The 18,025-nt window shown below is 64.0% G+C and carries 16 protein-coding genes and 1 pseudogene; 10 read left to right on the top strand and 7 right to left on the bottom strand.

Translation table 11 applies throughout. The annotated features are described in order from the left end of the window. Positions 1-294: 294 nt before the first annotated feature. The 4 genes from ACNHKD_RS04760 to ACNHKD_RS04775 form a co-directional block, all read right to left on the bottom strand. Positions 295-1,107, bottom strand: coding sequence for an outer membrane protein (locus ACNHKD_RS04760; protein WP_442756839.1), 813 nt, complete (start codon positions 1,105-1,107; stop codon positions 295-297). Positions 1,108-1,312: 205 nt separating this feature from the next. Beyond that, complete coding sequence (locus ACNHKD_RS04765) at positions 1,313-2,341, bottom strand: AraC family transcriptional regulator (RefSeq protein ID WP_442755954.1); 1,029 nt, start codon at positions 2,339-2,341, stop codon at positions 1,313-1,315. Between the two features lie 102 nt (positions 2,342-2,443). Beyond that, positions 2,444-2,737 (bottom strand): HdeA/HdeB family chaperone, encoded by a 294-nt coding sequence (locus tag ACNHKD_RS04770; RefSeq protein ID WP_442755955.1) that lies wholly within the window; start codon positions 2,735-2,737, stop codon positions 2,444-2,446. Positions 2,738-2,757: 20 nt separating this feature from the next. Then, complete coding sequence (locus ACNHKD_RS04775) at positions 2,758-3,057, bottom strand: HdeA/HdeB family chaperone (RefSeq protein WP_442755956.1); 300 nt, start codon at positions 3,055-3,057, stop codon at positions 2,758-2,760. Between the two features lie 334 nt (positions 3,058-3,391). Between ACNHKD_RS04775 and ACNHKD_RS04780 the strand changes: the two genes are divergently transcribed. Genes ACNHKD_RS04780 through ACNHKD_RS04790 form a run of 3 tightly spaced genes read left to right on the top strand, consistent with a single transcriptional unit; the run spans position 3,392 to position 8,025 of the window. After that, complete coding sequence (locus ACNHKD_RS04780) at positions 3,392-4,555, top strand: efflux RND transporter periplasmic adaptor subunit (RefSeq protein WP_442755957.1); 1,164 nt, start codon at positions 3,392-3,394, stop codon at positions 4,553-4,555. Between the two features lie 11 nt (positions 4,556-4,566). After that, complete coding sequence (locus ACNHKD_RS04785; RefSeq protein ID WP_442755958.1) at positions 4,567-7,704, top strand: efflux RND transporter permease subunit; 3,138 nt, start codon at positions 4,567-4,569, stop codon at positions 7,702-7,704. A 12-nt stretch (positions 7,705-7,716) separates the two neighbouring features. Then, positions 7,717-8,025 (top strand): hypothetical protein, encoded by a 309-nt coding sequence (locus tag ACNHKD_RS04790; RefSeq protein WP_442755959.1) that lies wholly within the window; start codon positions 7,717-7,719, stop codon positions 8,023-8,025. A gap of 101 nt (positions 8,026-8,126) precedes the next feature. Here ACNHKD_RS04790 and ACNHKD_RS04795 read toward each other — a convergent pair whose 3' ends face one another. Beyond that, on the bottom strand, positions 8,127-9,098 hold the full coding sequence (locus tag ACNHKD_RS04795; protein WP_442755960.1) for an alginate O-acetyltransferase AlgX-related protein: 972 nt from the start codon (positions 9,096-9,098) through the stop codon (positions 8,127-8,129). Continuing rightward, complete coding sequence (locus ACNHKD_RS04800) at positions 9,095-10,225, bottom strand: class I SAM-dependent methyltransferase (protein WP_442755961.1); 1,131 nt, start codon at positions 10,223-10,225, stop codon at positions 9,095-9,097. Before ACNHKD_RS04800 ends, ACNHKD_RS04795 begins: the two co-directional genes overlap by 4 nt. 257 nt (positions 10,226-10,482) lie before the next feature. Here ACNHKD_RS04800 and ACNHKD_RS04805 point away from each other — a divergent pair, with 257 nt between their 5' ends. Genes ACNHKD_RS04805 through ACNHKD_RS04815 form a run of 3 tightly spaced genes read left to right on the top strand, consistent with a single transcriptional unit; the run spans position 10,483 to position 12,565 of the window. Further along, positions 10,483-10,644, top strand: a complete 162-nt coding sequence (locus tag ACNHKD_RS04805) for a hypothetical protein (protein ID WP_442755962.1) — start codon at positions 10,483-10,485, stop codon at positions 10,642-10,644. Beyond that, positions 10,641-11,411, top strand: coding sequence for a hypothetical protein (locus ACNHKD_RS04810; RefSeq protein WP_442755963.1), 771 nt, complete (start codon positions 10,641-10,643; stop codon positions 11,409-11,411). The genes ACNHKD_RS04805 and ACNHKD_RS04810 overlap by 4 nt, the downstream gene beginning before the upstream one ends. Beyond that, complete coding sequence (locus tag ACNHKD_RS04815; protein WP_442755964.1) at positions 11,408-12,565, top strand: GSCFA domain-containing protein; 1,158 nt, start codon at positions 11,408-11,410, stop codon at positions 12,563-12,565. The genes ACNHKD_RS04810 and ACNHKD_RS04815 overlap by 4 nt, the downstream gene beginning before the upstream one ends. Before the next feature lie 17 nt (positions 12,566-12,582). Here the strand turns inward: ACNHKD_RS04815 and ACNHKD_RS04820 are convergent, their stop codons facing one another. Continuing rightward, a complete protein-coding gene (locus tag ACNHKD_RS04820; protein WP_442755965.1) occupies positions 12,583-13,407 on the bottom strand; it encodes an ABC transporter permease in 825 nt (274 codons plus the stop codon). Positions 13,408-13,552: 145 nt separating this feature from the next. Here ACNHKD_RS04820 and ACNHKD_RS04825 point away from each other — a divergent pair, with 145 nt between their 5' ends. The 4 genes and pseudogenes from ACNHKD_RS04825 (at position 13,553) to ACNHKD_RS04840 (ending at position 18,024) form a co-directional block, all read left to right on the top strand. After that, positions 13,553-15,844: a tetratricopeptide repeat protein gene (locus tag ACNHKD_RS04825; RefSeq protein ID WP_442755966.1), complete on the top strand. Its 2,292-nt coding sequence runs from the start codon at positions 13,553-13,555 to the stop codon at positions 15,842-15,844. A 451-nt stretch (positions 15,845-16,295) separates the two neighbouring features. Further along, a pseudogene (locus ACNHKD_RS04830) lies at positions 16,296-16,667 on the top strand (HdeD family acid-resistance protein); the annotation flags it as partial. A gap of 174 nt (positions 16,668-16,841) precedes the next feature. Next, complete coding sequence (aqpZ, locus tag ACNHKD_RS04835) at positions 16,842-17,558, top strand: aquaporin Z (RefSeq protein WP_442756840.1); 717 nt, start codon at positions 16,842-16,844, stop codon at positions 17,556-17,558. A gap of 67 nt (positions 17,559-17,625) precedes the next feature. Beyond that, positions 17,626-18,024 (top strand): META domain-containing protein, encoded by a 399-nt coding sequence (locus ACNHKD_RS04840; RefSeq protein WP_442755967.1) that lies wholly within the window; start codon positions 17,626-17,628, stop codon positions 18,022-18,024. Position 18,025 lies beyond the last annotated feature (1 nt).

The following is an 18,025-nucleotide window of genomic DNA, read 5'->3' on the forward strand; positions in this document are numbered from 1 at the left end:
ATCGAAATTTCCGCGCGATGTTGCCGCGAGGACACGCGAAAGGCGGCGGCGATTTTTGTCGCCGCCCGTCATTCCAGCAAAACGCGCGGCCTATTCGCTGATCGTGTTGTCGCGGCTTGCTTTCATCAGCCGTTTTTCGTCTTCGGCGGTAAGCTTCGGCCGATCGATCGTCAGCGTAATAATTGACATAGAAAGACTTGCGCTTTCGAACGGGCGTCAAGCGAAAAAGCCCGGCGCAAGGCCGGGCTTCCCCTGATCCGTGCAAGGCGGGTGGCTGGCTCCGCCCCGCAAGAATCAGTATTTCGCGACGACCGGAGCCGGCGAGCCCCAGTTGAAGTGATAGTTCACGCCGGCGCGGACGACGTGATAGCTGGGGTGACGGTGGTAGCCCCAGTTCCATCCAAAGGTCCCGGTCGAGCCGCCGCCGGAGAGGTCGGTGTAGAGATATTCGACCTTGGCCGACCAGTTGGGCAGGAACATCCACTCGCCGCCGCCGCCGACGGTCCAGCCGGTGCGCGTGTTGCTGTAACCGTTGACGTTGGCCGACAGGCCGCCATAGGCGAAGCCGCCCGTGGCGTAGGCGAGCAGGGTGGGCGTAATCAGATAGCCGGCGCGGCCGCGAACGGTGCCGAACCAGTTGAGGGCGACGCCGTTATTGCCGCCCGAGGTGAGCGGAACCCAGAGGCTGCCCAGCGGGCCCAGCGCCCCGCCGTCGCCCGGATAGACGGCGAAATTGTTCGCGCCGCCGGAGTTCATGCTCGAACCCTGGAAGTCGGTCTCGACGCCGACCAGGAACGCGCCGATTTGATAATTATAACCGATCTGGCCGCCGCCGATGACGCCGCCGGCGGTGTTGCCGCCTGAGACGTTGCCCGGCAGGAAGGTGATCGCGCCCGTGACGTTGTTCGCGTACGGAGCGAGGCTGTTCGGGTTGACGCTGTTGGCGCTCCAGCCGCCGCCAATGTTCACGCCGGCGTAGAAGCCGGTCCAGGTCAGCAGCGGGGGCGGGGGAACATAGACCGGAGCCTCCTTGCGGGACGGCAGGTCGGCTGCGAAAGCGGAGCCGGCGGCGAAAGAGGCCGCGGCGATCAAGGCGAGTTTCTTCATCATAACTTCCTTACGCTTGTTTCGGCGGTAAGCTTGGGGAGCCGAAAGCGTTTGACATACTCTGGGTAGCATCGATCCGTTCTAGCCAACCGATAGCTGATGCCATGAAGTTGTCATTCCGCGCCAAAGGCCGAGTTTCATGACCGAAAAACGCTTCCTGTCGCTTTTTTGCAACAGGCTTTGCTTGCGGCGCGCTGACATCTCGTCAAAGGCTGCGCCGCCAGCGCGCGGGCGTCATGCCCGTAAATTGCTTGAAGGCGCGGATGAAGGCAGTGGGGTCGGAATAGCCCAGCGTCGCGGCAATGTCGGACAGGCTCTTTCCCGACCGCAGCATCCGCTGCGCGACCTCGAAGCGAACGAGCTGAGCGAGCTCCGAGAAAGTCACATTCTCATCGGCAAGACGCCGGGAGAGCGTGCGGACGCTGATCCCGAGCGTGGCTGCGGCGCGGTCCGGCGTAAGCGCCCCGCCCAATATCTGCGTTCGCAGGATGTCGCAGAGCCTGTCCTTGAAGTTCGCGCGTTTTTCCTCGAGCGCCTGCGCAAGGAGCGGCGACAGGATCTCGTGAAGCTGGGAATCGCGGCCCTGAACAGGCTGGTCGAGCCATCTTTCTTCGAACATCACGCTCGAGACGTCCGTTTCGAACCGGACGGGCGCGTCGAAGAATTGCAGATAATGCGCTGTGTTTCTGGGACGCTCGCGTGTAAGGCAAATCTCAGCCGCGCGCCACTGCCTTCCGCAGAGGCCGTTCAGAATGTTGAAAATGACCGCGACGGCCAGATCGTCGATGTGGTCGATCGCAGGGACGTCCGGCTCGGTGACGATCCAGCGGAGCGCGGCGTAGCCTCTTTCCACAACGAGGCTCGCGCTGCCCCCTGTATCGGAAAGTTTCAGGGAGCCCGTCATGGTCTCGAGCGCCTGACGCACGGTCGGCGCATTGGCGCCGACATAGCCGGCGAGCCCCAGAATAGGAGCGGATTGCCGCATCCCCACGCATAGCCCGAAATCTTCGAGGCCAGTAGCGAGGGCGCATTGCTCGATGAGCCGGCCGGCGGCCCGATAGCTGACGAGATTTTCCGAGTTGGAGAAAAGATCTTTCTCCAGGCCGGCCTTGTCGAGCAAAGCCGCGAGATCGGCGCCGGCCTCCGCGAGAAGCTCCGGGATCGCCGAAATATTCCTGACCTTGACTGTTCCCTGGCCGGTGAGCCGACCCGGGACCGAGCGCGAATCCATCATCGTCTTTCGGAGGAACGCGTCTCCGGCCGCCCCTCGCAACTGTGAGCCCGGCGCCGCCAGCCGCCGTGAGGAAAAGCCCGGCCCTGGGCCGGGCTTCGTCGCTTAGCGGGCGTTCTTCTCCACCGCGTTCATCAGCTTCGCATTCGGAAGCTTCTTGCAGTAGCGCACGATCTTCTCGCTGTTGCGCTTGACGTAGCGCGAGTCGATGACCGTGAGATTTTTCTGGGCCATGAAATAGCCGCGCATCCAGTTCGACACGAAATCCTGACGGTCGGGAGCATAGCCCGAGAAGTCCTTGCAGGTGATGTCGGCCATCTCCAGCGTCGTCTGCGCCTTGGCGGGCGCGGCGAGGACGAGGGCGGCGAAGAGGCCGGCGAAAATCAGCTTGGCGTTCATAATCTTTCCCCGATCTCTCTTTACTTTTGCTGGGAGGCCCGCTCGAGGCCGGCGAAGACGGATTCGCCCTTGTTCGATGCGCACCAGCTCAGCACGCTGGCGACGTTCTTTTGGAAGAGTTCGACGTCGATGAAGGTGCGGCCGGCCTTCTGCGAGAAAAAGCCGCTCATGAAAGCCGCGAAGTCGCTCTGCAGATCGCTCGGCATGGCGAGCGCCTCGCCGCAGGTGATCTTGCTCATGTCGATCTTCACCGTCTGCGCCTGGACCAGCGACGGGGCGAGCGCACCCGTCAAAGCCATCGCGAATATCAGTTTCTTCATCAGCTCTCCTCCAGAGGAACTTCGTATTCCAACACAGCGGGGCCGTCCCCCGCGAGACAGCCGGTCAGGCGAATTGCAACTGGGAAGTGCATTTCCCCAGCGCAAGCCATGCCGACGCGAGGGCGACAATGCCACATATTGTAAACAAGTCCAGCTCTTGCCGAGACCTCAACAATAAAACTTTTGCGGGAATGGCTGATTAAATCTTAGGAGACAGCAGCTTAGCTTCGATGCGATTGGCGGCCTGTTTCTGTAGACTGGACAGCGACTCTGCCCTAGTTTGAGCCGACGAACGGTTTTGAGTCCGTTCCCTCCCTCTCACACGAGAATACTCATGGATTGGACGCGGCTTCGCGCTTCTCCCCGCTTCGCGTGGCTATCGCTTGGCCTCCTTGCTTTAATCGCCGCCGCCGTCGCCCGGCACGGCGTCAGCGCGCAGGACGGGGCGCCGGCCGCGCCGCCGGCGCCAAGCGTCACGGTCGCGCATCCCCTCGCCGAGGTCGTGCCGCGCTGGGACGAATATACCGGCCGCTTCGTTCCGGTTCAGCATGTCGAAGTCCGTCCGCGCGTTTCCGGCGCCGTCGAGAAGATCCACTTCACGGACGGTCAGATCGTGAAGGCCGGGGACCTGCTTTTCACCATCGATCAGCGGCCCTATCAGATCGCCGTCGACAGCGCCCGGGCCGAGGTGGCCCGTATGCAGGCGCAGACCGCGATGCTCTCGAAGGACTTGGCGCGCGGCGAAACGCTCGTCAGCGGCGGCACGATCACCAAGCGCGACATGGATCAGCGCCGCGGCGGCTCCGATTCGGCGCGCGCCCAGCTTCTCGGCGCCGAGGCTTCGCTGCGCAACGCTGAGCTCAATCTCGAATGGACGCAGGTGCGCGCGCCCATCGCCGGACGCGTTTCGGACCGGCGCATCGACGTGGGCAATCTCGTGCAGGCGGGGACGACGCTGCTCACCACGATCGTGTCGCTCGACCCGATCCATTTCGAATTCGACGTTTCCGAATCGGATTTCCTGCACTATTCCCGCAGCGGCGCGCCCCGGCAGAAGGGCAAGACGCCGGCCTATGTGCGCCTGTCTGACGAGACCGACTGGAAGCGCATGGGGATGGTCGACTTCCTCGACAACCAGCTCAACGCCCGTTCGGGCACGATCCGCGCCCGCGCCGTGCTCGACAACAAGGATTTCTTTCTTACCCCCGGCGCCTTCGGGCGCGTGCGCGTCAATGGCGGCGATCTCGCCGCGCTTCTGATCCCCGACGCGGCCATCGCTTCCGACCAGACGAACAAGGTGGTCATGACCGTGTCGCCGGACAACAAAGTGATCCCCAAGCCGGTCTCGCTCGGTCCGCTGCATAAGGGGTTGCGCGTCATTCTCTCGGGCCTCGATCCCAAGGATCAGGTCATCACCGCCGGGCTCGCCAATCCGATGGTGCGGCCCGGCGCCACGGTCGTCCCGACCGAAAGCGTCATCGTTCCCTTGGCAAACTAGACGAAAGTCGCATGCGCTTTCCGCACTTCTTTATCGAACGGCCGATCTTCGCCGCCGTCCTCTCGGTGCTGCTCACCATTGCGGGTCTCATCGCCCAGCGCGCGCTGCCGGTGTCGGAGTATCCCGACATCGCGCCGCCGACCGTGATGATCACCGCGACCTATCCCGGCGCCTCGGCGGAGGTCATCGCCCAGACCGTGGCCTCGCCCATCGAGCAGGAAGTCAACGGCGTCGACGACATGCTTTACATCGCCTCGCAATCGACCGGCGACGGCTTGCTGACGATCAATGTCGTTTTCAAGACCGGCGTCAATATCGATCTTGCGCAGGTGCTGGTGCAGAACCGCGTCGCCATCGCGACGCCGCGCCTGCCGGAGGAAGTCCAGCGCTTCGGGGTCGTGGTGAAGAAGGCTTCGCCCGACCTGATGATGGTCGTCCATCTGCGCTCGCCCGACGGCTCCCGCAGCCAGCAATATATCTCCAATTACGCCACGCTCTATGTGCGCGATGAACTCGCGCGGCTGGACGGCGTCGGCGACGTGCGCGTTTTTGGCGCGCGCGATTACTCCATGCGCGTCTGGCTCGACCCCGACAAGGTCGCCGCGCGCGGCATGACGGCCGGCGAGGTGGTCGCCGCGCTTCGCGCCGCCAATCTTCAAGTCGCGGCGGGCGCCATCAACCAGCCGCCCGCCGCGTCGCCCGGCGCCTTTCAGCTTTCGGTGCGCACGCTCGGGCGCCTTTCCGACCCGCAGCAATTTTCCGACATCGTTCTGCGCGCGGACGAGAGCGGCCAGGTGCGGCTGCGCGACGTGGCGCGCGTCGAGATCGGCGCGCAGGACTACACGGTCAACGCCTATCTCGACCGCGATCCGGCGACGGCCATCGTCATCTTCCAGAAGCCCGGCTCGAACGCGCTCGCCACCTCGGCCGCGGTCGAGGCGGCGATGGTCGAGATGAAGAAGTCCTTCCCGGCGGGCCTCGACTATTCGACGGTCTACAACCCGACCGAGTTCATCCAGCAATCCGTCGACGAGGTCGTGCGCACGCTCGGCGAGGCGATCGTCCTCGTCGTGCTGGTGGTCATTCTGTTCCTGCAGACATGGCGCGCGGCGATCATTCCGGTGGTGGCGATCCCCGTTTCGCTCATTGGCAGCTTCGCGGTGATGAAGCTGCTGGGGCTCACCTTCAACACGCTGTCGCTTTTCGGTCTCGTGCTCGCCATCGGCATCGTGGTGGACGACGCGATCGTCGTCGTCGAAAATGTCGAACGCTACCTCGCACGGGGCATGAGCCCGAAGGAAGCCGCGCACAAGACCATGGACGAAGTCGCCGGCGCGCTCATCGCCATCGCGCTCGTGCTCATCGCCGTCTTCATTCCGGTGGCCTATATCACCGGCCTGCAGGGCGCCTTCTACAAGCAGTTCGCGATCACCATCGCCTCGGCGACGCTGATCTCCGCCTTCGTGTCGCTCACCCTTTCGCCGGCGCTCGCCGCGATCCTGTTGAAGCCGCACGGGACGCATGAGGAGGATCATGGCCTCGCGATCCTGCGTCACCCGCTGCGCGCCTTCTTCGACCGTTTCAACCATCTCTTCGAAGCGATGTCCGAGCGCTACGGCGCTCTCACGGCGCGGCTCGTGCGCGTCGGCCTCGCGTCGCTCCTTGTCTACGGCGCGCTTATCGGCGTCGCCGCCGAGCTTCTGCGCCGTACGCCGACGGGCCTCGTGCCGACGCTCGATCGCGGCTATCTCATCGCCGCATTCCAACTGCCGCCCGGCGCCTCGCTCGACCGTACGGACTTGGTCATGCGTCAGGCGACGAATCTCATTCTCGAACGGCCAGGCGTTCAATCGGCCGTCGTCTTCACGGGATTCGACGGCGCCACTTTCACCAACTCGCCCAACGCCGGCGTCATCTTCGTCACGCTCAAATCCTTCGCCGAGCGTCACAAGGCCGGCCTGACCGCAGTCGGCATTCGCGACGATATTCGCGCGGCGCTCTCGCCGATCAGGGAGGCATTCGTCTTCGTCCTGGAGCCGCCCGCCGTTCCCGGCATCGGCACCGGCGGCGGCCTCAAGGGCTATGTGCAGGATCGCGGCGGCATGGGCCTGCCCGCGCTCGAAGGCGCGACATGGGGGCTCGCCGGACCCGCCATGCATATGCCTGGCGTCGCGCAGGCCTTCACGCTCTTCAACACGCGCACGCCGCAGATCTTCGCCGACATCGACCGCACCAAGGCGGAGATGATCGGCGTGCCGATCTCGCGCGTCTTCGAGACCATGTCGATCTATCTCGGTTCGGTCTTCGTCAACGACTTCAACATTCTCGGCCGCACCTACCGCGTGATGGCGCAGGCGGACAATCCGCACCGTCTCACGCTGCGCGATCTCTCCGAGCTCAAGACGCGCAGCGCCACGGGGGAGATGACGCCGCTTGGCGCCATCGCGACCTTCAAGGACACGACCGGGCCTTTCCGCGTGCCGCGCTACAATCTCTACCCGGCCGCGGAAGTGCAGATCGATCTCAACAAGGGCGTTTCCTCGGGGCAGGGCATCGCCATGATCGAGGCGCTCGCCAAGCAGGCCTTGCCGCAGGGCTTCGCCTTCGAATGGACGGAGATCGCGCTGCAGGAGAAGCTCGCCGGCAATACCGCGATGCTCGCCTTCGGCCTCGCGGTGGTCTTCGTCTTCCTGCTGCTCGCCGCGCTCTACGAGAGCGTCGTATTGCCGCTCGCCGTGATTCTCATCGTGCCCATGTGCATCCTCGCCGCGATGAGCGGCGTGGCGCTGAAAGGATTGGACCGCAACATCCTCGTCGAGATCGGCCTCGTCGTGCTCATCGGCCTCGCGGCGAAGAACGCCATTCTCATCGTGGAGTTCGCGCGCCAGGGCGAGGACGAGGGCAAGGACCGCTTCTCGGCGGCGATCGAGGCCGCGCGCACGCGCCTGCGCCCGATCCTCATGACGTCGCTCGCCTTCATCCTCGGCGTGCTGCCGCTCGCCGTCTCGCATGGCGCCGGCGCGGAAATGCGCCAGTCCCTCGGCGTCGCGGTCTTCAGCGGCATGCTCGGCGTCACGATTTTCGGCCTCGCCTTCACGCCGATCTTCTATGTCCTGTCGCGGGCGCTCGCGCAGCGCTTTCGTCGCTAGGGATGAAAAGCGATGGCCCACGTCGATCTGATGCGGCTGGCGCTTCTGGAGCTCCGACGCCTGCAGCGTTCGCCGCCGGAGGGCTTTCTGCTTCCGCTCGATGAAATCGCTCATCGCCTCGAGCGTGGCAGAGCGGAAATCGTCGAGGCGCTCGACCTGCTGCGCGCGCTCGATTTCATCGAGGCGCCGGGCGCCTATCTCGACGGGGCGTGGATCTTCCGAAAGCTCACCAGGCGCGGCGACGAGCTTGCGGAGCTCATCGCCGACGAGCGCGACTGGCGCAAGGTGAAGGCGGTCTATGCGGATTTGCTCGACCGTTAGAGCGCCGCTCGCGAAAGCGGACGCCTTTTTCGCAAAAAGGCGCGCTTTGGACCTCTAAGAGCCATCCGCGCTTAGGCCGGTCCGGCTAAAAGTAGTCCGATCTAACGCCATTTCGCGAGCTTGTCGCGCAGCCAGGCCTCGAAACGCCGGCGCCTTCCCAGCAAAGCCTGTCTCCTTTCCGCCGCGCGCAGATTGAACCGGTCATTGGGCGGCAGCGCCATATAACGTTCCGCAATCTCGGTGACGACGATGTCCGGCTTCGCGCGCTCGACCAAGCCCCAATCGACATTGGCCGACCAGACGAATTCCAGTTCGCCCACCGTCTCGGCGAGGAGCGCGGTGAAGAAATGGGGACTCACGCCTGAGAAGGAGTCGCCGAAAAGCAGCAATTTGCAGTCGTTCGGCGCCTTGGGATTTTTGAAGATCGCATGCGACCCGACATGAATTTCACCCCCATATTCGTGCGCCTCCAGAAGACGCACGACATTGTTGGCGTAAACGCGCGTCGCGTCCTGCAGCCAGGAGATCTCGCGCACGGGCTCGTATACGGGCGGGTCGAGCTTCGAGCCCAGGTCCAAAAGACGCAGGTCGTCGACGAAAGGCCGGTCGACCAGCGCATCGTTGCGCGCGAGCCCGAGCGCGTCGCAAAGCGTCTCATAGCCGAACAGGCAGCCCACCGGGCTCCAATGCGTGTCCGTTCGCCAATAGAGATCCACGTTGTCGCGATGGGCGCGCATCAACGCGATGAGATCGACATAGCCGTAAATCGCCGGGTCGCCGTGGAAGAGCTTGATGAGCCGCAGTCCTGGCGCGAGGTCGGGATCGACCAGCGGCTCCGCCTGCTTATGGCCGTAAATGGTCAGCTTCTCAGGTATCACGATATGGGCATAACGCGCGCCGAGCGCGTCGCAACGCGCCTTGCGCGCCACGACCGCGTCCCGCCATCGCGCCAAGGCGGCGTCGGGGAGATGCCCGCCGTCGCGCTGATAGAGCGTCGTGACGAAGTTAGATCCGCCGGTCAGGAAGAGCCAATCGTCGAGGCCCTTGTGAATATGGAGGCTCGCGAGGCTCATTCTGGCGCGGAATCCATCGGCTTGCGCGCGAAGAGAATGGTCGCGGCGGCAAGCTCGAACTGCTTCTCCATCGGCAGATCGCGCGCCCAGGGCTGTGCGAGCATGGGGCCCGGAAAGGCGACGAGGTCGCTCACGCGCAACTTGAGGAAGGATTTCTTCGCGGCGGGCGGCAGACCGTCCGCCCAGGCGCGCAATTGCCAGGCGATCGCCCAGACGGGATGGGTGGCGGGATTCACCTCCTGCCGTTCGATGGCGAGATAGGGCTCGAACAGGGTGCGAAGCCCCTCATGCGTCATGTTGAAATAATGATGTGGATAGCCGTGCAGCGGCTGCAGGAAGGGCACGCAGCATTTCAGCCAGCCGCCGGGTTTCAGCACGCGGGCGATTTCACGCGCGCAGGCGAAGGGGTCTTTCACATGTTCAAGCACGGCGATGGAGATCACGCCGTCGAATGAACGATCCTTGAAGGGAAGCCTGTCCGCGACGCCGATGACGTCCGTGGTCGGATAGTCCTTCACCTCCAGATTCACGACATTGCTGTAGTAAACCGGCCGGAAACCCGCGCCCACGTCCAGCACCAGCCCATCGGCGCAGCTTTCGATGAGTCGCGCCGTCTCGTCGTCATAGCCGTTTTCGCTCACTGGAATTTCGTCATCGAGCGCGTCGCGGACGCGGGTCTCGGCGTCGAGAAAGCAAAGCTTGCCATTGGCGTCGAGCGGCTTATCGGGCTCCGCGAGCAGCGGCCGAAGGGCGGCGAGTTTTCGCGCGCGAATCGCGGGCAGGAGGCTTTCGCGGCGCTGCCTTCGGCTCTGGCGGCGGCCGATCGCGTCGAAATGCGCGCGGCCGGTCGGATAGTCGCCGCGGCGCACCGCCTCCTGCGCGTCGGGATTCGAGGCGAGGTAGCGCGATTCGTCGAAATTGTCGTCGGTCACGCTCTCGTCTTCCGCGACCTTTTGCCGACGGCCTTCCACGGCCCCGAATTTTTTGAAATGCGCCCGGCCCGACGCAATCCTTCCCGATCTCACCGCGTCCGCGACGTCCGGATTTGCGGCGAGATAACAGGATTCGTCGAAAGTTTCCGGAGTAGGAATCTCCTGGAGAGGCGCGGTCTGGTAAGGATTGCTCATGAGGCGGGCGAGTCTTAAAGTTTGAAGCATTAACACAGCTTGCCTTTTGGGGAAAATTCGGGCGCGGATCAGATTCTGCAGCGAGCTCGCTGCTTGGCCTTTCCTCGGGGGCGGAATATCTTGCGGCGCGCCCATAGCGGCGCGCAAGACTTCGGCGAGGGAAAAAGATGCCGGACCGCGAACCGATAGAGGTCGAATCCTTTTATCGATACGGTCACAGAGGCCGGGAAATGATTGCGATACGATCTCCCTTCGCCATGTCGTCGGATTCCGAAATCGTCGGGCGCACCATCCGCGTCGGCGGATCCCCGCATCGCGTTCTGGGCGTCCTTCGGCAGATCTCCGGCTCGATTCAGAAGGGCGAACCGATCGGCGTGGAGGTCGACGGCGCGCCATCTCCGGGGCCGTCGGTCCGATGAAAATACTCGGTCTGGGGCACAGCCATATCGTCGCAGTCGCGAAGGGTTGCTACGAACTCCAGCACAAGGGCGCGACGATCGGCGGGAAGGCTTTCTCGTCGACCTTCGTCTATCTCTACGATCCGCAGATCATGCCGACGCTCGTCGAAGGCGCGGACGGCCCGCTGATCAATCCGCGCCTTGCCGAAATCGTCGCAAAAGAAGACGCGATCGCCGGGCTTCTTTCGGTCGGCGGCAACGAGCATATCGCCATGTCGGTCGTGCAGCCGCGCGAACCGATCGACTTCGTTCTCGGCGAAGATCCCGATCTGCCGCTTTCGGAACGCGCCTCCATCGTTCCCGAGGCGGCCATCCGCGAAACGATGCGGGAAAAAATGGCGTCGACCCTCGCGACGCTGTCCGCTCTGCGGCGCGCAACGCCCGTCCCGCTCTTTTGTCTGGAGCCGCCGCCGCCTCTGCCGGATGCGCGCGTCCTCGCCTATCCGAAGGAGTTCTTCCGCAAAGCGGTCGATCGCGCCAAGCTTTCCTCGGAGCTTTTCCGATACAAGATGTGGCGCGTGCAAAGCGCGCTCTATCGAAAGGTCTGCGCGAAGGAAAAGATTGAATTTGTGAGCGTCCCGGAGCGCTTTATTTCTGCGCCGGGGGTGCTCGCCGAGGCGGCCTGGGGCGCCGATGCGAGCCACGCCAATCCGCTATTTGGCGAGGCGATGGTCCGAAAGGCGATCGAGACGATGGATGCGCGACTGGCGGCGGACCTCGAAAAATGAAGACGAATCCTTATTCGAGACTGCCTGCCTCCGCCTACTGGCGCCAGGCGGTCGCCAATGTCCCGCCGAACGAAATCGATCCAATGGTCGAACCGCCGTTCCGCATCAGCCCGCGCGACAAGATCGTGACGGCCGGCAGTTGCTTCGCTCAGCATATTGGACGCCATCTCGCGAAAAGCGGCTGCGATTATCTCGTGACCGAGAAGCTGCATCCCTTTCTCACCGGGGGCGCCGCGCGGGCGCTGAATTACGGCGTCTATTCCGCGCGCTACGGCAATGTCTATACGAGCCGGCAGCTGCTGCAGCTTTTCGACCGCGCTTATGACCGCTTCACACCGAAAGAGAACTGCTGGCGCGAGGGGACCGGCGTCGTTATCGATCCCTTCCGCCCGCAGATTCAGGAAGGAGGCTTCAACTCCGTCCGCGAGCTTGATCTTGACCGGGCGACACATTTCGCGGCGGTGCGGGAAGCTTTCGAGACGCTGGATGTCTTCATTTTCACCCTGGGGCTGACCGAAGCGTGGCGTTCGCGCGAGGACGGCGCCGTATTTCCTCTGTGCCCTGGCGTCGCCGGAGGGGAATATACGGCCGCCGCGCATGAGTTCGTCAATTTCGGCGTTGAAGAGGTCGTGGCCGACATGACCGGGTTTCTCGAGCGCCTGCGCGGCGTCAATCCCGATGCCCGCGTCATTCTCACGGTCTCGCCTGTCCCGCTGGTCGCGACAGCCGAGCGGCGACATGTCATGGTCTCGACCATGGCGTCCAAGTCGATCCTGCGGGTCGCTTGCGACATGCTGGAGCGCCGCTGCGATCAGGTCGCTTATTTTCCTTCCTACGAGATCGTCGCGGGCGCCTATTGCGGCGTCGATTATTTCGGCCCTGACAGGCGCAGCGTGACGCCCGAGGGCGTCGCTCACGTCATGCGCGTCTTCGAGCGCCGTTTCATCAAGCGCGGGCTCGTGGAAGAGGCGCTGCGGCGGACGGTGAAGGCGCTCGCGCCCACGGGATCCGGGCCGACGGACGCGGTCGCGGACGCCATGAAGCTGATGTGCGACGAAGAGGCGCTGGAATTCCTCGCCCTCAGAACCGAATCGGCTTCGCCGAAAGCGGATATACCGTCGTCGAGCCGCTCCGGCGAAGGCGACGGAGAATAGCGCCAGCCGGCTTGCCGTCAGGGAGACAAAATCTTTCCACGGATAAACCGCTCGCCAATTAGGCCGAGCGCAAGACCGGCTAAGGCGAGGCCAAGGACGAGGGGCTTGTTCACTTCTCCGATGTCGTAGCTGGTGTAATAGGCCGTGCGCATCCATTCGACGAGCTGAAAGATCGGATTATATTCGGCATATTCCCGTATCTCCTCCGGCATCGCGTTGACGGGAAAGTACACGCCCGCGAAGATATAGAGAGTGACCGCAAGAACGATGAAAAACATGATGTAAAAGAAACCCACCGCAGCGACCATAACCGTATTGAAGAAGCCGAGACCGACGCCCAGAAAAATCGCCGCGGCGACCGCCCTGGCGGCGTCGTGCCAGTCGATCGGGACGAGATCAATCTCCAGCAAGTAAAGTCCGAGAACAAAGATGGAGAGCGCAATGATTGCGCTCAGCATCTCCAATATTGCGCGGCTCACCATCAGATGGATGGGCTGCAGCATCGGAATCGCCAGGAGCTGCCGATTTTCCATGAGCGTGCGGGGCATCTCGCGCGCCGGATAGAGGCAAAGGATGTACGGAATGACTCCCGTCGCCACAAAAAGGCCCGGGCTGTCGCCGACCGGAGATATCGCGGTCTTTATCAGAAACGTGCCCGTAATCACCGACATATGGAGCAACGGAATCATAATTCCGAGTATATAGCCGAGATGGCTCCGGCCGCCGTAACGCGTTCGGACGTCCTGAAGCAAAACGACGCCGACCAGATGAGAGAATTTTTGAACGCGCGTGAACAAGCCGTCGAAAGGCTCATACTTGGACAGATCGCGGGCGGAACTCATCTCTTTTCCGGTGTTTGGATTGAAACGCGGCTTTCTAACGCTGCAGCAAGGCCAAAAAAAGTCTCCTTCCCTGCCTGGGCGCGGTTGCGGTTCCGCATCGGGAAAGCCACTGTCGACCGTTTCGAGGCCCGGCCGAGGACGTTTCATGTTTTCCCTTGCGCGTTTCCTGGCCGCGGCCGTCTGCCTGGCCTGCGCCTTCGCAGCTCTTGCCGCCGAGCCCCCTGCGGGCTTCGTTGGTTCCGGGACCTGCGTCTCCTGCCATGAGAGCCAACATGCCGAGTGGCTGCGTTCGCAGCACAAGGCGGCGATGCAGGAGCCAGGAGAGGCGAGCGTGCTTGGCCGGTTCGACGGCGCCGTTTTCAAAAAGGGAGAGGCGGAAACGGTTTTTTTCCGGAAAGACGGCGGGTTCCTTATCCGCACGGAGGGGCCGGACGGGAAGCAAGGCGACTTCGCGGTGCGTTACGTCTTCGGCGTCGCGCCGCTTCAGCAATATCTGATCGCGCTTCCGGGCGGCCGTCTTCAGGCCTTCGGAATCGCTTGGGATTCTCGCCCGGCCGAGCAAGGCGGCCAGCGCTGGTTCGATCTCTATCCCGGCCGCAAGCTCGCCCCCGGCGATCCGTTGCGCTGGACGGGGATCGGCCAGAACTGGAATCATCAGTGCGCTTGGTGTCACTCCACCAATCTGCGCAAAAATTACGACCCTGCCTCGGACGCCTTCGCGACGACCTTCTCGGAGATCAGCGTTGGCTGCGAAGCCTGCCATGGGCCCGCCTCCGATCACCTCGCCTGGGCCGCCGCGCCGTCGTCCTCGAAGCCGAATCGCGGCTTTGCCGTCAGCCTTGGACGAGGCGGCGTCAACTGGCGGAGGGAGGGAGGCGCGACGGCGATCCGGCCCGGTCCGCCCGCGAGCGATCGGGAAGCGCTTGTCTGCGCGGGTTGCCATGCGCGGCGCGAGCAATTTTCGGACGACCCCGTCGCGGCCGCGCGGTTCTACGACGCCTTCCGCCCGGTGACGCTCGAAGCCGGTCTCTATCACATCGACGGCCAGCAGCGGGACGAGGTCTATAATTTCGGCTCCTTCATGCAAAGCCGCATGCATGGCTCGGGCGTGACCTGCTCGGATTGCCACAATCCGCATTCGGGCGAATTGCGTCTGGCGGGAAACGCCGTCTGCGGCCAGTGCCATGCCCCCACGGTTTTCGACGCGCCCGCGCATCATCGTCACACGGCCGGATCGGCCGGCTCGCAATGCGCGAACTGCCACATGCCGACGACAACCTATATGGGCGTCGATGCACGGCGCGATCACTCGATGCGCATTCCCCGCCCCGACCGCACCGCCTCCCTCGCGACGCCGAACGCCTGCAATGGGTGTCACGCCGGGAAAAGCGCCGCCTGGGCCGTCGAGGCGCTCAAATCCTGGGGCGCCGGGTCGAAGCCCGGCGCGCACAGCTTTGCCGAGACTTTCCAGCTCGCCGACGCCAACGCGCCGGGCGCTCAGGCCGCGCTGGCGCGGATGGTCGCGGACGCCGGACAGGCCGGCATCGTGCGGGCGAGCGCGCTGCAGCGGCTCAGCCAATCGCCGACGGCGGCCGCGTTGCAGGCCGCGAGAGGCGCGCTCTCGGATAAGGAGCCCATGGCGCGCGCGACGGCCGTCGCCGTTTTCGCCAGCGCCGACGCGACGACGAAGCGGGAGGCCCTCGTTCCGCTTCTTTCGGACGAGACGCGACTCGTCCGAATGGACGCGGCTCGCGCCCTTGCCGGCGACGCCGAGGCGGGGCTCTCCGGGACGGAGCGCGCGGCTTTCGAGAAGGCGCTCGCCGAATATGAGGCCGGCCAGCGCTTCAACGCCGAGCGGCCGGAATCCCAGGCCAATCTCGGCGCGCTCAATCTTGCGCGCGGGAAGATCGAGGCGGCGCGGGCCGCCTATGAGAAGGCGCTCGCGCTGGACCCGACATTCGCGCCCGCCGCCATCTCTCTCGCCGACATCCTGCGCAGAGACGGCGATGAAGCCGGAGCGGAGGCCGCGTTGCGGGAGTCGCTTGTCCGAAACCCGGACTCGGGCCCATTGACTCACGCCCTGGGATTGAGCCTCGTCCGGCAGAAGCGGCTCGGCGAGGCCATGCCGAGCCTCGAGCAGGCGGCGCGCCTGGCGCCGGAGGATGCGCGCTTCGCTTATGTCTACGGCGTCGCGCTTCATGACACGGGCGCGACGACGAAGGCGATCGAGACCCTCGAGCGCGCCCTGTCGAGCCATCCTTTCGACCGGGACATGCTTGCGGCGCTCGTTTCCTATGAGGCGGAGGCGGGGGACTATGCGGCGGCGCTGCCCCATGCCGAGCGACTCGCGGAACTCGAGCCGGAGGATCGCTCGATCCAAAATATGGCCGCCGCCATAAGAGCGATAAGGGCGATGACCCTGAGAGACGCCCGCTAGACTGCGCTATGGCGCCAACGCCCTTATGCACGGGCCGCCCATGGGCGCCGGCGTAAAGTTTTGACGACGGGCGCCGATCTATGGTCCCGGCCGATCTCTAGTCCCGGACGATCATCTCCCGCGCCGGCAAATCTGCCGCGGGCGGCAAAAGACGACGCGCGTCGCGACGTCGCCTTGCGCGAAGAGTGCGGCCCGCGGCATTTCCGGTTGACGAAAAAGCCGAGCCGTTTCGGTTGGCGGTTTACGCGCCGTCAAAGCTGAGCGCAGCCGCAAGTCTTTAATTTCGGACAACGCTCAACTTTGCGTTGGCGTTCGGGGAAAAGCGCTGTTAGCCTTTCTCTGTTGCACATATGCGGATTGAGGAGGATGCGGAATGTCCAGTTTATCCTCGGACGACATCATTCGGGTGCGAGCGGCGGAGGCCGCGCCTTTGCGCGAAAAATGGGGATGGATGGTCGCGTTCGGCGCGTTCCTGGCTCTTGCCGGATTTATCGCGCTCGGCAGCGTCGTCGCGTCGACGGTTCTGACTGTCGTCTTCGTCGGCGTGGCGATGATCGTGAGCGGCGTCGTTGAAATCGTCTACGCCTTCGCGGTGAGATCCTGGAAGAAATTTTTCCTTTGGGACTTGATCGGCCTGCTCTACGTCATCGCCGGCGCAGCGACGGTCGCCAATCCGCTGCTGGCGGCCAGCTTCCTGACGCTTCTGCTCGGCGCCGGGCTTGTCGCCTCGGGGCTCGTGCGCACCTTTCTCGCCTTTCAGCTTCCCAAGAACGCGCCATGGGGCTTCGTCGTGTTTTCCGGCGTCGTCACCTTGTTGCTCGGCGCCGTCATTCTCGCGAAATGGCCCTATTCGAGCCTCTGGGTGCTCGGCACGTTTCTCGGGGTCGATCTGATTTTCGCCGGGGCGAGCTGGATGGGCTACGGCCTTTCTCTCAAACGCGTCGAGCGCGGCAGCGAGCCGGCTGGCGTCGTTGCACATGAATCGGGGAGCTTTTCCATGCAGGAAGGATTCGGCAAGGCTTTTGGCCGCAAGCTTTTCGCCGAGTTCCTCGGCACGTTCTGGCTGGTGTTCGGCGGTGTCGGCAGCGCGCTGATTTCCGCCGGCTTTCCGCAGCTCGGCATCGGCTTCACGGGCGTCTCGCTCGCCTTCGGCCTGACCGTGCTGACGGGCGCCTATGCTTTCGGTCCGATCTCCGGCGGACACTTCAATCCAGCGGTGACGCTCGGCCTCGCGACGGCCGGCCGCTTTTCATGGAAGGATCTCGGCCCCTATTGGCTGGCGCAGTTGATCGGCGCCACCTTCGCCGCGTTCGTGCTGTTGAAGATCGCCCAGGGCAATATCGATTTCTCGCTCTCCAACGGCTTCGCCGCCAACGGTTTCGAGGATCATTCGCCCAACGGCTATACATGGCAGTCGGGCTTCCTCGCCGAGACTGTGCTGACGGCTTTCTTCCTGCTCGTCATTCTCGGTGTGACGGAAGGCCGCGCGCCGGTGGGCTTCGCGCCGCTCGCCATCGGCCTCGCTTTGACGCTGATCCATCTCGTCGACATCCCGATCACCAACGCTTCGGTGAATCCCGCGCGCTCGACGAGCCAGGCGGTCTTCGTGGGCGGCTGGGCGCTGGAGCAGTTATGGCTCTTCTGGGTCGCGCCGCTCCTCGGCGGCCTGATCGGCGGCTTGATCCACCGCTTCGCGCTTGCTGAGGACGTGTAAGCGCGAGGCTGGTTGTGACCGGCGGGCCCGGTCATCAGGCTGACCCATTTTTCGTTGGAGGTGGATCATGCGCGTTCTGTTCGCCGCAGTTTGTCTTCTCGCCTCGCTGATCCCGACGGCGTCGTTCGCGGCGCCCGCGCTCACGGGAGGTTATCGTATCGTGTCCGTCGCGGGCGCGGAAGGATTGGACGTCGCGCGCACGCATGCGGAATTCGAGGCCAATGGCCGCTTCAACTCGACGGTCGGCTGCAACCGCATCGCCGGGACGCCGGCCTTTTCCGGTTCGGGATTGACCTTCGGCCCGATGATGGCGACGCGCATGGCTTGCCCGCCGCCGCTCGATCAGGTCGAGCGCATCTATACGGAGGCGCTGCGGAAGGTGCGCGGCTACACGCTCTCCGGCAAATCGCTCGTCTTCACCGGCGAAGGCGGCGAGGCCCTGGTCACGTTGGAGCGCGTGGAGTAGC

Source organism: Methylocystis sp. JAN1, assembly GCF_052186135.1.
GTDB lineage: Bacteria > Pseudomonadota > Alphaproteobacteria > Rhizobiales > Beijerinckiaceae > Methylocystis.